The sequence below is a fragment of the Amycolatopsis thermoflava N1165 genome, from assembly GCF_000473265.1.
Taxonomy (GTDB): Bacteria; Actinomycetota; Actinomycetes; order Mycobacteriales; family Pseudonocardiaceae; genus Amycolatopsis_E; species Amycolatopsis_E thermoflava.
In genome coordinates, this window is record NZ_KI421511.1 from 2,361,434 (window position 1) to 2,375,412 (window position 13,979).

At 72.5% G+C, this 13,979-nt stretch carries 13 protein-coding genes; 1 reads left to right on the forward strand and 12 read right to left on the reverse strand.

Annotated elements, in window-relative coordinates:
* Window positions 1-12 precede the first annotated feature (12 nt).
* The 5 genes from AMYTH_RS0111720 to AMYTH_RS0111740 form a co-directional block, all read right to left on the reverse strand.
* Window positions 13-564, reverse strand: coding sequence for an HIT family protein (locus AMYTH_RS0111720; protein WP_027930484.1), 552 nt, complete (start codon window positions 562-564; stop codon window positions 13-15).
* The gene (gene thrS / locus AMYTH_RS0111725) at window positions 561-2,588 is read right to left on the reverse strand and encodes a threonine--tRNA ligase (RefSeq protein ID WP_027930485.1); all 2,028 of its coding nucleotides are present in this window, start codon (window positions 2,586-2,588) and stop codon (window positions 561-563) included. The genes AMYTH_RS0111720 and thrS overlap by 4 nt, the downstream gene beginning before the upstream one ends.
* 74 nt (window positions 2,589-2,662) lie before the next feature.
* Window positions 2,663-3,277 carry a malonic semialdehyde reductase gene (locus AMYTH_RS0111730; RefSeq protein ID WP_017987945.1) on the reverse strand — a complete coding sequence of 205 codons (615 nt, stop codon included), beginning with the start codon at window positions 3,275-3,277 and terminating at the stop codon, window positions 2,663-2,665.
* A gap of 82 nt (window positions 3,278-3,359) precedes the next feature.
* Window positions 3,360-4,166: a glycoside hydrolase family 16 protein gene (locus AMYTH_RS0111735; protein WP_027930486.1), complete on the reverse strand. Its 807-nt coding sequence runs from the start codon at window positions 4,164-4,166 to the stop codon at window positions 3,360-3,362.
* Window positions 4,167-4,202: 36 nt separating this feature from the next.
* Window positions 4,203-5,039 carry a glycosyltransferase family 2 protein gene (locus AMYTH_RS0111740; protein WP_027930487.1) on the reverse strand — a complete coding sequence of 279 codons (837 nt, stop codon included), beginning with the start codon at window positions 5,037-5,039 and terminating at the stop codon, window positions 4,203-4,205.
* Between the two features lie 68 nt (window positions 5,040-5,107).
* On the opposite strand from AMYTH_RS0111740, the gene AMYTH_RS0111745 reads away from it, so the two are divergent.
* On the forward strand, window positions 5,108-6,445 hold the full coding sequence (locus AMYTH_RS0111745; RefSeq protein WP_228684722.1) for a glycoside hydrolase family protein: 1,338 nt from the start codon (window positions 5,108-5,110) through the stop codon (window positions 6,443-6,445).
* Between the two features lie 5 nt (window positions 6,446-6,450).
* Here the strand turns inward: AMYTH_RS0111745 and AMYTH_RS0111750 are convergent, their stop codons facing one another.
* Genes AMYTH_RS0111750 through AMYTH_RS0111780 form a run of 7 tightly spaced genes read right to left on the reverse strand, consistent with a single transcriptional unit; the run spans window position 6,451 to window position 13,952 of the window.
* Entirely contained in the window at window positions 6,451-6,681 is a 231-nt protein-coding gene (locus AMYTH_RS0111750) for a hypothetical protein (RefSeq protein ID WP_020420727.1), read from the reverse strand.
* Entirely contained in the window at window positions 6,678-7,241 is a 564-nt protein-coding gene (locus tag AMYTH_RS0111755) for an acyltransferase (RefSeq protein WP_017987940.1), read from the reverse strand. Before AMYTH_RS0111755 ends, AMYTH_RS0111750 begins: the two co-directional genes overlap by 4 nt.
* Window positions 7,238-9,247, reverse strand: coding sequence for a hypothetical protein (locus AMYTH_RS0111760; protein WP_027930489.1), 2,010 nt, complete (start codon window positions 9,245-9,247; stop codon window positions 7,238-7,240). The genes AMYTH_RS0111755 and AMYTH_RS0111760 overlap by 4 nt, the downstream gene beginning before the upstream one ends.
* On the reverse strand, window positions 9,244-10,485 hold the full coding sequence (locus AMYTH_RS0111765; RefSeq protein WP_027930490.1) for a lipopolysaccharide biosynthesis protein: 1,242 nt from the start codon (window positions 10,483-10,485) through the stop codon (window positions 9,244-9,246). The genes AMYTH_RS0111760 and AMYTH_RS0111765 overlap by 4 nt, the downstream gene beginning before the upstream one ends.
* Entirely contained in the window at window positions 10,482-10,841 is a 360-nt protein-coding gene (locus AMYTH_RS0111770; RefSeq protein WP_017987937.1) for a hypothetical protein, read from the reverse strand. Before AMYTH_RS0111770 ends, AMYTH_RS0111765 begins: the two co-directional genes overlap by 4 nt.
* A 31-nt stretch (window positions 10,842-10,872) precedes the next feature.
* The gene (locus tag AMYTH_RS0111775) at window positions 10,873-13,029 is read right to left on the reverse strand and encodes a glycosyltransferase family 2 protein (protein ID WP_027930491.1); all 2,157 of its coding nucleotides are present in this window, start codon (window positions 13,027-13,029) and stop codon (window positions 10,873-10,875) included.
* Window positions 13,026-13,952, reverse strand: a complete 927-nt coding sequence (locus tag AMYTH_RS0111780; RefSeq protein WP_027930492.1) for a glycosyltransferase family 2 protein — start codon at window positions 13,950-13,952, stop codon at window positions 13,026-13,028. The genes AMYTH_RS0111775 and AMYTH_RS0111780 overlap by 4 nt, the downstream gene beginning before the upstream one ends.
* Between the last annotated feature and the right edge of the window lie 27 nt (window positions 13,953-13,979).

Sequence of the window (13,979 nt, forward strand, 5' to 3'; positions counted from 1 at the left end):
GACCCTTTCGCGCTACTGGACCCGTTTCCAGGCGTCCGAGAGCAGCTCGCGCGTCTCGCCGAGCAGCTGGGGCAGCACCTTCGTCTGGCCGATCACCGGCATGAAGTTCGCGTCCCCGCCCCAGCGGGGCACCAGGTGCTGGTGCAGGTGCGCCGCGATGCCGGCGCCCGCGATCACGCCCTGGTTCATCCCGATGTTGAACCCGTGCGCCCCGGACACCGACCGCACCACCTTCATCGCGTGCTGGGTGAACTCCGCCAGCTCCCGCGTCTCCTCCGCCGTCAGGTCCGGGTAGTCCGCCACGTGCCGGTACGGCAGCACCATCAGGTGCCCGGGGTTGTACGGGTACAGGTTCAGCACCGCCCACACGTGCTCACCCCGCGCGATGATCAGCGCGTCGGCGTCGTCCATGCCGAGCAGGCGGCAGAACGGGCACCCCTCGGGCTCGTCGCCCTCCGGCTTGTCCTGCCCCTGCACGTAAGCGAGCCGGTGCGGGGTCCACAGGCGCTGCAGCGCGTCCGGCACCCCGACGCCGTCCTGGCCCACCAGCTCCGGCTCGGTCAAGGCAGGACCGCCTTCAGCGCCTCGGCCGTCGGCGAGCTGTTCTCCCTCCGCTCGACCCAGCTCGTGATGGCCTCCACCGCGTCGGCCACCGGCACCCCGTTGATCTGGCTGCCGTCCCGGAACCGGAACGACACCGCGCCCGCCTCGACGTCCTTGGCGCCGGCCAGCACCATGAACGGCACCTTCTGCGTGGTGTGGGTGCGGATCTTCTTCTGCATCCGGTCGTCGCTGGTGTCCACCTCGACGCGGATCCCCTTGGCGCGCAACGCCTTCTCCACACCCCGCAGGTGCTCGGCGTGCTCGTCGGCGATCGGGATGCCGACCACCTGCACCGGCGCCAGCCACGCCGGGAACGCGCCGGCGTAGTGCTCGGTGAGCACGCCGAAGAACCGCTCGATCGAGCCGAACAGCGCGCGGTGGATGACGACCGGCTGCTTGCGGCTGCCGTCGGCGGCGGTGTAGGTCAGCTCGAACCGCTTGGGGTGGTTGAAGTCCAGCTGGATGGTCGACATCTGCCAGGACCGGCCGATGGCGTCCTTGGCCTGCACCGAGATCTTCGGGCCGTAGTAGGCCGCGCCGCCCGGGTCCGGCACCAGTTCCAGGCCGGAGTCGACGGCGGCCTGCCGCAGCGTTTCGGTGGCCTCCTCCCACTCCTCGTCCGAGCCGATGAACTTGTCCGAGTCGCCGCGGGTGGACAGCTCCAGGTAGAAGTCGGACAGGCCGTAGTCGGCCAGCAGGTCGAGCACGAACCGCAGCAGCGACCGCAGCTCGCCCGGCATCTGCTCCTGGGTGCAGTAGATGTGCGAGTCGTCCATGGTCAGCCCGCGCACCCGGGTCAGGCCGTGCACCACACCGGACTTCTCGTACCGGTACACCGTGCCGAACTCGAACAGCCGCAGCGGCAGCTCGCGGTAGGACCGCCCGCGCGACTTGAAGATCAGGTGGTGCATCGGGCAGTTCATCGCCTTGAGGTAGTACTCCTCGCCCTCCAGGGGCAGCGGCGGGAACATCGTGTCGGCGTAGTAGGGCAGGTGGCCCGAGGTGTAGAACAGCCCGCTCTTGGTGATGTGGGGGGTGTTGACGAACTCGTAGCCGGACTCCTCGTGGCGGCGGCGCGAGTAGTTCTCCAGCTCGCGGCGGATGATGCCGCCCTTCGGGTGGAACACCGGCAGGCCGGAGCCGATCTCCTCGGGGAAGGAGAACAGGTCCAGCTCCGCGCCGAGACGGCGGTGGTCGCGGCGCTCCGCCTCGGCCAGCCGCTCCAGGTGGGCGTCCTGCGCCTCGGCCGACTCCCACGCGGTGCCGTAGATGCGCTGCAGCTGCGGGTTCTTCTCGTTGCCGCGCCAGTAGGCGGCGGCCACGCGGGTCAGCTTGAACGCCGGGATGAACTTCGTGGTGGGCACGTGCGGCCCGCGGCACAGGTCGCTCCACACGCGCTCCTTGGTGCGCGGGTCGAGGTTGTCGTAGATCGTCAGCTCGCCGCCGCCGACCTCCATCACCTCGGAGGTGTCCACATCGGACTTCAGGTCGATCAATTCGAGCTTGAACGGCTCGTCGGCCAGCTCTTCGCGCGCCTGGTCGACCGAGTCGAAGCGGCGGCGGGAGAACTGCTGCGCCCCCTTGATGATCTGCTTCATGCGCTTCTCGAGCGCCTGCAGGTCCTCCGGGGTGAACGGCTTGTCCACGAGGAAGTCGTAGTAGAAGCCGTCCTTCACGGGCGGGCCGATGCCGAGCTTGGCCTCCGGGAACTGCTGCTGCACGGCCTGGGCGAGCACGTGCGCCGCGGAGTGGCGGATGACGCTGCGGCCGTCCTCGGTGTTCGCCGCGACGGGCTCCACGGAGGCGTCCGCTTCGGGCGCCCACGCCAGGTCGCGCAGGCGCCCGTCGGCGTCGCGGACGACGACGATCGCGTCCGGCCCCTTGGTCGGCAGGCCCGCCTCGCGGATCGCGGCTCCGGCCGTGGTCCCGGCCGGCACCACCACGCTGGCGGCGGGTGCGGCTGCGGCGGACGACGGCTGGTTCACGATGGGCTCCTTCGAACGAAGTGATGTCCCACCGATGCTATCCGCCGCCCGCCCGCGGCCTTCCGCGAGGGACTTCAGACGGTCTCGACGACCTCGTCGTAGTCCAGGCGGGGCAGCCGGTCGAACCACGGGTTCTCGCCCGGCTTGCCGACGTTCACCACGACCAGGGACTTCCAGTTGCGGTCGGCGAAGAACTCCTTGTCGACGCCGGCGGCGTCGAAGCCGGTCATCGGGCCGGCGGCCAGCCCGGCGGCGCGCACGCCGATGATGAAGTAGCCGACCTGCAGCAGGGAGTTCAGGCGGGCGAAGCCCTCGCGGCCGGTCTCGTCGGCGAAGAGGTCCTTCGCGTCCGGCTTGTGCGGGAAGGTCTTGGGCAGGTTCTCGTGGAAGTCGGTGTCGGCGGCCAGCACGACGGTCACCGGGGCGCTCGCGGTCTTGGCGCGGTTGCCCTCGGACATGTGCGGCAGCAGCCGCTGCTTGCCCTCCTCGGTGCGGATCACCAGCGCGCGCAGCGGCTGGGTGTTCATCGACGTCGGCGCCCACTTCACCAGGTCGTAGATCGCCTGGATCTGCTCCTCGCTGACCGGCTCGTCGGAGAACGAGTTCGCGGTGCGCGCTTCGCGGAACAGCAGGTCCTGCACGTCCTGCGGGACGTGGAGGGCGTCGGCGAGACTGGCGGTCGAAGTCATGGGTACTCCCGGGGGACGGATCTTGTGCCTTCGCTCCCTCACAACCTAGTTGAGCGCTTGACTATTTCTCGTGTGCGGATGGTCACTCGTAGATGCGCACCCAGTCGACCTCGGCCGTGCTCCGGATCGGCGGCTCGGCCTTGTGCTTGTTGTGGTTCTGCTGGATGGCCAGGTGCATCGGCACGCTCGGGATGGTGCCGGGCGCGCCGTAGGTCGCCCACGCGACGCCGTCGATGTAGCAGGTGACGTGGTCGGGCTGCCACTCCACGGCGTAGTTGTGCCACTGGGTGATGTCGAGGTCCTTGCGCGTGTGGCCGGCGTCGACGTTGCCCGGCCCGTGCAGCCAGCTCTCCACGTACTGACGCGCGGGGTCGTAGATCTCGGCGAAGTCGATCTCGCCGTCGGTGTTGGTGTCGCTCTCCGGCCACAGCAGCAGCACCGGGTTGAAGTCGTGGTCGGCAGGCGCCGGGAAGCGCGCCCGCACCTCCCACCGGCCGTAGGTCTGGTCCTCGCGCCACGCGATGCCGCAGGTGGCGGCGGTGGCGTCGCCGTCACCGACGAGGGTGAGCGTGCCGCCCTTCACCACGCACTGGCTCTCGCTCAGCGTCTCGCCGGAGACCGGGTTGAACCCGTCGTAGATGTTCCACTTGGTCCGGTCGACCCGGCGGCCGTCGAAGTCGTCCTGCGCGGTCAGCCGCCAGCCGTAGTTGGCCGCGGCCTCGCCGGACCGCTCCGGGGTGATCACGGCGGTGCTCGGCGCCGCGGTGATCCCGGTCGGCGAGGCCTGCTCGCCCGAGTCGTCGAAGCGCTCGGATGTCACCCGTACGGCGAGAATCGCGACACCCACGAGTACTACGCAGGCGACCAGGATGATTACGCGACGCACCACGGCGACAACTTATCGTCCCCCGTACGGGTGGTTGATCTAGCCCCGCTCGCCCTGCCGCCTCGCGACCAGGAACAGCGCCTGCCTCCGCAGCCGCGCGCCCGGCGCCATCGCCGCGCCGACGAGCCGGTCGACCGGGCGCACGCCCCACACCGGATCGCTGGCCAGCCCCTCGGACAGCGCGCGCTGCTCGGCGTACTCCGCGCGCTGCGCCCGCGCCGACAGGGAGTCCCGCCCGATCCGGAACGCCGCCAGGGACTCCCGCTGGCCGAAAAAGTCGCCGTGGCCCAGCAGTCCGATCCACAGCGCCAGGTCCATCGGGAACTTCCAGCGCGCGTCCCACCCGCCGACCGCGTCGAACTGGGCGCGCCGGAACAGCGCGCCGCCGGGCTCCCCGAGCGGGTTGCCGCCGTGCCGGACGATCTTGCGGATCACCGTGCTCGCCTCGTGGCGGCCGATCAGTCCGCGCAGCCCCCGGTTCGCGGCGAGCACCTCGCCGGTCTCGTTGATCATGTCGCGGCGCGAGCACACCAGCGCGATCGCCGGGTCGGTCGCCAGCACCTCGTACTGGCGGCGCAGGCAGTCGGGGTGCAGCAGGTCGTCAGCGCACACCAGCTTCACGAAACGGCCGCTAGATTCGGCCACCACGCGGTTCCAGTTCTCCGCCAGCGGCAGCACACGGTCGTTGCGGAGCACCTTGAGCCGCGGATCGGTGAAGCCCCGCAGGACGTCCGGGGTCTCGTCGGTCGAGGCATTGTCCAGTACGACGAGCTCGAAGTCGTCGAAGGTCTGGGAAAGGACGCTGGAGACGGTGTCGGCGATGTACCGGCCGGACTGGTAGGCGGGGACGCACACGGAGACCGCGGCCGCGCTCACTGCTTTTCCCCCTTCCGGGTGTAGCTCTGAACAGGCAAAACGGTGATGGGTCACGCATGCTGGCACGCGTGGGGATCTTGGCGATGGTGGCCCTGCTCGTGGCGGGGCTGTTCGGCGGCTGGCCTCCGGCTGATCGGGACGACCCCCCGGCGCCACCGGCCGTGACGCTGCTGCCCGGCGCCGGGGATGGGCTCGTACTCGGCGTGACGCACGCACAGTACAGCCTCGACTCGTGGCTCACACCCGGGCAGCGCACGAGCGGGGAACAGATCCTCGGCGCCACCCCGATGCTGCAGAACCAGCACATCATGGGCTTCGGCGTGGGCAACCCCGAGCCGGCGCCCGGCAGCTTCGACTGGTCCCGCCTGGACGAGCGGATGGACCTGATCGAGCGCACCGGCGGCACCCCGGTGATCACCCTGTGCTGCGCGCCCGACTGGATGAAGGGCGGCGCGCCCGGCACGACCGACTGGGACGACCTGGCCGCCGCTCCGCTGCCCGCGCACTTCGACGACTTCGCACGCCTGTCCGCGACGGTCGCGAAGCGCTACCCGCAGGTCAGGTACTTCCAGGTGTGGAACGAGCTCAAGGGGTTCTGGGACGCCGAGGCCGGCACCTGGGACGCGAAGGGCTACACCGACCTGTACAACCAGGTCTACGACGCGGTGAAGGCGGTGCGGCCGGACGCGCTGATCGGCGGCCCGTACGTCGTGCTGAACACCTGGTCCTCGGCCGCGGCCACGACTCACCCGTCCGAGATGCGCGGCCCCTACGGCGTGGTCGACCAGCGGTCGCTGGACGTCGTGGAGTACTGGAACCAGCACAAGCACGGCGCCGACTTCGTCGCGCTGGACGCCTCCACCGGCACCCGCGACAAGGGCCTGATCACCACGCCGGACAAGGCGAGCCAGCTCTACGCCGACGCGACCCGCTGGGCGCGCAGCCTCACCGGGCTGCCGGTGTGGTGGTCGGAGTTCTACCCGGAGACCGCTCCCCCGCCCGCCACGACCCGGACCACCGCCGGAAGTGCTGAGAACCCCGTGCCGCTGGACCAGGCGCGGGCGGTGGCCACGCTGGACGCGGTGGCGCGGGCCGCCGAGGCGGGTGCGGCCGCGATGCTGCTGTGGCAACCGGAAGCCAGCGACGACCTGCCCTACGCCGCGCTGTGGTCGGCGGCGCGGCCCGGCGCAGAGGTGCTGCGGCCGACGAGCCTGACCGCCGCGTGGACCTGGCTGGCGCCGCGGTTGCGCGAGGGGCTGGTCGACGTGCAGCGCCCCGCGGACGTGCTCCAGTTCAGCGCGCCGGGCGGCGAGGTCGTGGTCAACCCGCGGGCCGAGACCGGGCTGGTCCGGTCGGGCGGGCTCAACGTGCGGGTGCCCCCGCTGACGATCCGGTTGCCGGGCTGAGCCGGTCACAACGTCAGGCCCACCACGATCCGCCAGATCGCGCCGATCGCGGTGAGCACGGTGAGCCCCACCGCCACCAGGTCGAGGGTGCGGATCCGTTCGGTGCGCGCGGAGGCGGTGTCGGTCGACCGGCGGCCGACGGCCATCTCCTTGAGCACCGTTCGCACCACGAGCACGACGAGCAACGCCACCCCGAACAGCGCCGTGACCAGGGTGAGGAAGTCGGCCTGGCTCACGCCGGCTCCGCCACGACGGACGTCTGCCGCACCAGGCGGGCAGGCACCCCGGCGTAGACGCCGGGCACCGGGCAGTCCCGCGCCACCACCGCGCCGGCGGCGATCACCGCGTCGTCGGCGATGCGCACGCCGGGCAGGATCTGCGCCCGCGCGCCGACCCACACCCGGTCGCCGATCACGACCGGCCTGGCCTCGGCGACGCGGGACACCGTGCCGTCGGGCAGCGTCGGGTGGTGCGAGGTGATGATCATGACCTGGGGGCCGAACTGGCAGGCCGCGCCGATCGTGATCGGCCCGACCGACTCCAGGTAGCACTCGGCGTTGAGGAACGTGCGGCGGCCGATCTCGACGTTGCGCAGCGCGCCGTGGATCCGCAGCCCCGGGAAGATGTTCCCGGAGTGGATGCGCGCGCCGAACGCGCGGTAGCCCAGCAGCCGCAGCGGCCGCGGCACCAGCGCGCTGCCGAGCAGGCCGTTCACGATCGCGCCGACGGTCATCGACCACAGCTCGATGTGCACCTGGTCCTTCAGCCGCCGTCCCAGGGACCGGGTCTGGTTCACGTGTTCCCTCCGCCACTGCCCTGCACGAACTTGTCGGCGGGCGTCGTCCGGCCGAGCACCAGCGAACCCTGGTCGTCGAACACCAGGCGGTACAGCCCGGTGGCCTCGAGCTCGCGCACGAGGTCGGCGCCGTAGGTGTCGGGCACCTGCTCGAAGATCTTCAGGTAGGCCCACTGCGGCTCGGTGAGCACAAGATAATCGGGGCCCTTCAGGCGCAGGCAGGCGACCAGCGCGGGGATGTCGTCCATGACGTCTTCGCAGTAGCCGTCGACCTCGAACTGGGACACCTCGCCCACCCGCGCGAACGACAGCGGCACCGAGTTGACCAGCGAGTCCACCCGCTGCCCGGGCTGCGCCTCGTGCACCGCCCAGCTCGCCGCGGCGATGTCGCTGGCGTGGAAGCTGATGTAGGCATCGTTGCCGCCGCGCGCGGTGACCGTCGAGGCGAGCAGGCCGGTGAGCACGACCCACGGCACCCCCGCGGCGAGGACCGTGTGCCCTGGCCGGTTGCGCCAGCGCAGCCTGCGGGCCGCGGTGACGGCCTTCTCCAGCGCGAGCGACGCGGGCAGGGCCATCACCGGCAGCGAGAAGAGGAAGCAGCGCATGAACACCTCGCCGCCGTAGGGCTGGGCCACGGCGAGCCCGAACGGCGCGACGCACAGGGCGGGCAGCAGCCACGACTTCAGCGAGTCGCGGCGCATCAGCCAGATGCCGTAGGCCGCCATGCCCGCGACGAACAGCGTGATCCCGATGCGCACGGTCAGCACCACGAGCCGGCCGGGGCTGCCCGCGAACCGCGCCACGATGCCCTCGTCCACCGAGGACCCGACGTCGCCGAGCGGGCTGAGGATCATCTGGACCAGCTGGCCGCTCCAGAACTCCGACGCGCCCAGCGAGAACCACACCACCGCGCCGCCCAGGACCACGAACGGCATCCACGCCGGCCACAACCGCCCGAACACCAGCAGGAGCAGAAGCAGGACCCCGAGCACGTACGGGGTCAGCTGGTGGGTGGGCGCGAGCGCGAGCCCGATGAGCACGACCGCGCCCTGCGCGACCAGCCGCGCCTTCGGGCTGGACCGCGGCGCGAGCCGGGCCCGCAGCCGCGCCTTGACCGGTTCGGTGAGGCGGGGCCGCACGAGGTGCCGGAAGGTCAGCGTCAGCGCGGCGAGCATCAGGATCATCGCCGTGCCCTGCGGCGAGAAGTAGTCCTGCTCGGTCCAGTTCGCCACGAGGTAGAGCCACGGCGCGATCCACGCCGCGCGCCGGTTGCCCAGCGCGGACACGGCCAGCGCGCGCACGCCGAGCACCGCGAGCCCGGACAGCAGCACCGGCGCCCAGTTCAGGAACGGGATCGCGTCGGGCAGCCCGGCCGCGCGGGTGATCATCGCGACCAGGGCGAAGAACCCGGCCCAGGAGAACCGCGCGTCGTAGTCGTGCAGGATGTCGCCGTGCGTGGCGATGTAGTCGGCGAATCCGGCGTGCAGCCAGGCCACCGGTAGCCGCGCGACCTCCTCGACCGCGGGCTGCAGCCCGTACACGCCGAGCACGCCGACGAGCGTGTAGAGGGAGAGCAGCCAGGTGCGCGGCCGGTACCGCAGCAGCTCCAGCACCACCGCGGCGACCAGCAGCGGGTAGGACAGCAGCGTGGGCACCGACAGTTCGGCGACGAGCCCGAGCCCGCCGATCGACTCGGGCGGGATCGGGTGCAGCCCGATGATCCACAGCACCACCGCGACCCCGGCGAGGCCGGGACCGAAGAACGGGTCGGCGAGGAAGGCGGGCCGTCCGGCGCCGGTGCCCAGGCGGGGCCGGGACTCGACCGCGCGCGACGGCGGTTCCGGTTTCGGCTGCGGCGCCAGCCTGCCGGAGGCCGGGATGTAGCGGGTGGGCGTGCCCAGGGGCGGCGGCTGGGTGAACCGCATCGGCTCCCGCGGCCGGGGCGAGGGGCGGCTGGTGCGGTTCGGGCGCACCGGGCGCAGGAACCGGGTGGGCGGTTCGGTCACGGACGCGCCCCGAACACCCGGCGCCGCAGGTCGGCCAGCACCGCGGCGGCGATCACCGCCTGCGCCACGAGCATGCCCACCCCGAAGCCGAACTCGGTCGGCACCAGCAGGGCGAGCACGACGGCGGAGGCGGCAGTCACGGCCTGCAGCACCGCGACGCCGGCGCCCCGGCCCGCGGCCAGGTGCACGGCCACGCCGAGCACCACGACCAGCCGCGGCACCTGGGCCGCGAGCAGCACCCGCAGCAGGTCGGTGCCCGCGGTGTACTCCGCACCGAAGATCGCCAGCATGACCCAGGCCAGCGCGGCGCCGACGGCGAGCAGCGGCACGAACACCAGCACCAGCCGCTTGCCCGCGTCGGTGACCAGCGACCGGGCGTGCCCCGGCTCGGCGGACAGGCGCACCACGAGCGGGTTCACGAACGCGGTCGCGGCGACGTCGAGCGCGTTGATCGCGGTCCAGACCACGAAGAAGACGGCGTTGGCCTCGGCGCCGAAGCGGTGCAGCACGATCAGCGGCACCAGGTTGTACAGCACGACCACGCAGACCATCGCCGGGTACGACGGCGCGAGCAGCCGCACGATCTCCCGGCGGCCGGGCAGGACTCCCGGCGCGAGCCCGGGCGAGGTGCGGCGCACCGAGCGCCAGATCAGGATGGTCACGACCACCACCCCGATCAACGTCGGCACCGCCCAGGACAGCACCAGCCCGAGCGCGCCCGCCACCGGCCCCAGCCCGGCGAGCAGTCCCAGCCGGGCCACGGAGAACGCGGTGTTCTCTACCGGCACCCAGCGGGCCAGGCCGAGCCCGGTGAGCACCTCGTCCTGGAACTGGAACAGGGTCCAGCCGATCCCGGCGACGAGGAACCAGGCGACCCCGGCGGGCACCCGGTGCACCACCTCGGCCCCGGCGGGCACGAGCACGAACACGACCGAGCCGACCACGCCGCCGGCCAGGACCGCGAGGTAGGTGCGCAGCAGCAGCCGCGGCTGCCGCGCGCCGGCGCGCGGCAGCCAGCGCAGGACCGCCGGCCCCAGGCCGAGTTCGGCGATCCCGGCGACGAGCAGGAACCCGGACACGAACGCGGAGGTGTCGCCGACCGCGGCGGGCGGCAGCAGCCGCGCGGCCAGCACCCAGCCGATCATCCCGGCGAGCGCGGTGATCGCGGCCGAGGCCGACAGCGCGAGCCCGTCGGCCACCATGCCCTTGCCCGGGGCGGTTTTCCGGTCCACCGTCATCGGGCCTCACCCGGGCGGCTGCGCAGCACGTGGTGCGCCAGCGGGACGGCGGTGACGAACGCGAGCGCCACGACCGCCGCCTCCGGGTGCCAGAAACGGGTCAGCACCAGCACCTGCGCCACGATCAGGGTGATCGCCAGCGAGATGCCGACCGCACTCACCCAGGTCACCGACAGGTGCCGCACGTTGACGTAGGAGATCAGGGCCCAGCCGGGCGCGGTGAGCACGAACACCAAAACCGCCAGCGGCCGCAGGAAGAAGTCCAAACCGGACCAGACGAGCACGATCGTGACGAGGCAGACAGCAAGCAGCCCGTAGGCGGTGTACCGCCGGATCCTCAGCTGCTGCTCGACCACACGCGCCCTTCCTGCCCGTCGCCCTCCATCTTCACCGGCGGCCGGATCCGGCCTCACCCCGGGCCCGCATCAGCGCCGCCGCGCCACCCAGCAGCCCGAGGCGCTCGTCGCGGCGCAGCTGCCGCAACCGCGACCGGGCGGCGCGGTCGGACAGCGGGAGCTCCGGGGTGCGGGACGCGAGCCGGGCCGCCCCGCGGGGCACCCGGCGCAGGATCGAGAACGCCGAAACCGGGCGGCGCCGCACGGACAGCACGAGCATCGCGGCCAGGCCGACGCCGTAGCCGCGCATCCGCTCCCGCAGTTCGAGCCAGTCGGCGCGGTGGATGTGCCGGGCCACGGCGTGCGGGGTGTGGACCACCGTGCCGCCGGCGTAGGCCAGCCGCACGAACAGGTCCAGGTCCTCCCCCGCCATCGTCGGGGTGCCCGCGCCGAGCAGCGGGTCGAAACCGCCGAGCTCCTCGAAGACCTCCCGCCGCCAGGTCGCGCAGCTGCCCGGGCCGTAGCGCGCCATGGACAGCGGGTAGAGCGGGTCCTCGCGCGCGGTGTCCCGGTCGATCCGCTGCCACCGCACCGAATTGCTGTAGCCCTTGAGCCGTTCGAACAGGACCTCGGCGTCGGTCTCCAGGCTGGCGGGCAGTACGAGCGAGGTCACGCACCCGACCGCGGGGTCGGCGGCGAACTCCTCGGTGACGGCGTCGAACCAGCCGGGTTCGACGGTGATGTTCTCGTCGACGAACGCGATCAGGCCGTGGCTCGCGACGCGGGCGCCGGTGTTGCGGGCGATGCTGACGCCCTTGCGCGGCTCCACGACGTACCGCGCGCCCAGCGCCTCCACCTCGGCGCGCAGCCAGTCGTCGCCCTCGGGCAGCCGCGGCAGGTTGTCGACCACGATCACCTCGAGGTCCGGGTACCCGGCCGCCAGCGCGGCGCGGGCGCTGGCCACGGCCTGCCGCTTGCGGTACGCGGTCGGGATCACGACGCTGACCGGTGGCCGGGTGAACTCCGGCCGTCGCCGCGGGGCGGGCGCGGTCGCCAGCTTCGGCAGCCGCACGACGCCGCGTTCCACCGGGAGCAGCAGGACGTCGAGGGTGCGGTCGCCGTCGCGGACGAGCACCTGCGCCGCGCGGTAGTGGCCGACCGGCCGGTGCGGCACGGGCAGTTCCTCGGGCGCGGTGCGGGCGTCCACGGTGGCGATGTGGATCGGGCCGTGCACCAGCGACGACGACGGGCGCGGCCGCGCCGGGCGGATCTGCGCCTTGCCGCGCAGGTACCCGGCCGCGGTCGAGGACACCACGGTCACCAGCCCGAGCACGCCGGCCGCGCCGGACGTGCGGAACAACGCGAGCCGCCCGAATTCGCGCACCACCGCGGCCGGGATGGTCCGGCTCAGGTAGTCGCGCTCGGTGGACAGCGCCGCCTCGCTGCCGACCAGGCGCGAGACGTAGGCCTTGGACAGCCCTTCACCCCAGCCGCGGCGGCGCAGGTACGCCCAGGTGGTGCGTTCCGGGGTGACGCGGTGGCGCACCACCGCCTGCGGCCGGAACACGATCCGCGCGCCGGGCGAGGCCTGGCGCAGCCGGATGCACAGCTCGGTCTCCTCGCAGCCGAGCGGCGTGCGCCCGATGCGGCCGAGGTCCTCGGAGAACAGCCCGGCGAGCGTGAACGCCTCGCGGCGGAAGGACATGTTGCAGCCCATCAGGTTGCGCACCGGCGCCTCCGCGGTGGGCTGCCCGGTGTAGGTGCAGCCGACGACCCAGTCCAGTTCGCCGTGCACCGATCCGCGGCCGGCCGGGAGCTTGGCCGGCCGCTGCCCGCCGGGCCAGCGCGGGCGGGCCGAGCCGCCGACGGCCAGCACGTCCCGGTCGCGGTAGCCGGCCAGCAGCTGCTCCAGCCAGTCCGGCGCGGCTTCGGCGTCGTCGTCGAGGAACGCGATCACGTCGCCCTTGGCGAGCCCGACCGCGGTGTTGCGGGCGCCGGACAGGCCGCGCCGCCCGGCGTTGGGCACCACCGTCACGCCGACGAACTCCGCGGCGGCCCGCCGCTCCAGCTCCGGGTTGTGGTCGATGACCACGATGATCTCGCGCGGCGGCGCGGACTGGTCGCGGGCGGAGGCGACCGCCGCGGTCAGGTCGTCCCAGCGTTCTTCGGTGTAGGCGCAGATCACCACGGTGGTGTCGAACGAGGTCATGCTTCGGGGGCTCCCGTGTCCAGCGCGAGCGGCGCCGGGGTGTCCACGACCGGCTCCGGGGTGAACAGGCCGAACCGGCGGCTGCGGCGCTGGCGGCCGACCCGCTGCCATTCGGCGACCAGCGTGCGCAGCACCCGGCCGCCGTCGGAGAAGGTGCGCAGGTTGGTCTCGCCGTGCAGGCGCGCCCGCTCGACGCTGGGGACCTCGGTGATCCACAGTCCCAGCGCGGCCATCCGGCAGTTGATCACGGTCTCGATCTCGAAACCGTCGCCCCACAGCATCTCCTCGCCCGCGGGCGCGAACACCGGCGGCAGGTTCAGCAAGGCAACCAAATCGCGCCAGAACGCGTTGTAGCCGTAACAGAGATCGGTGAACCCGGCGCTGAAGAGCGTGTTGGACAGGCGGTTGAGCCCGGAGTTGCCCGCGGCGCGGAGGTGTGTGATGTCGTGGCTGCCGCCACCCGGGGCGAACCGGGTGCCCTTGGCGAAGTCCGCGCCGTCGGTGAGCGCTTCCACGAACCGCGGGATCTCCGCGGGGTCGGCCGAGCCGTCGGCGTCGAACATCACGATCACGTCGCCGGACGCGGCGAGGAATCCGCAGGCGAGCGCGTTGCCCTTGCCGCGCCGGGTCTGCTTGATGACCCGCACGCCCGGCCGCGCCGCACGCGCGACCTCCGGTGTGCCGTCCCCGGTGTCGGCGTCGACGACCAGCACCTCGTGCACGGGCGGCAGCTCGGGCAGGATCTCACGCAGGTTCGCCGCCTCGTTCTTCGCCGGCACCACGACGGTGACGCGCGGGTCGGGCCCGCGGCGGGGCGGGTGCGCGGCGGCGAAGGCGAACGCGTCGCCCAGGTTCTCGTAGTCGGTGACGGGACTGGGGGAATCCATGATCGTCAACGCCGTGCTGTCCTTGCTGGCGGGCACACCGGGTCGGCTGGTGCGCGGGTCGGG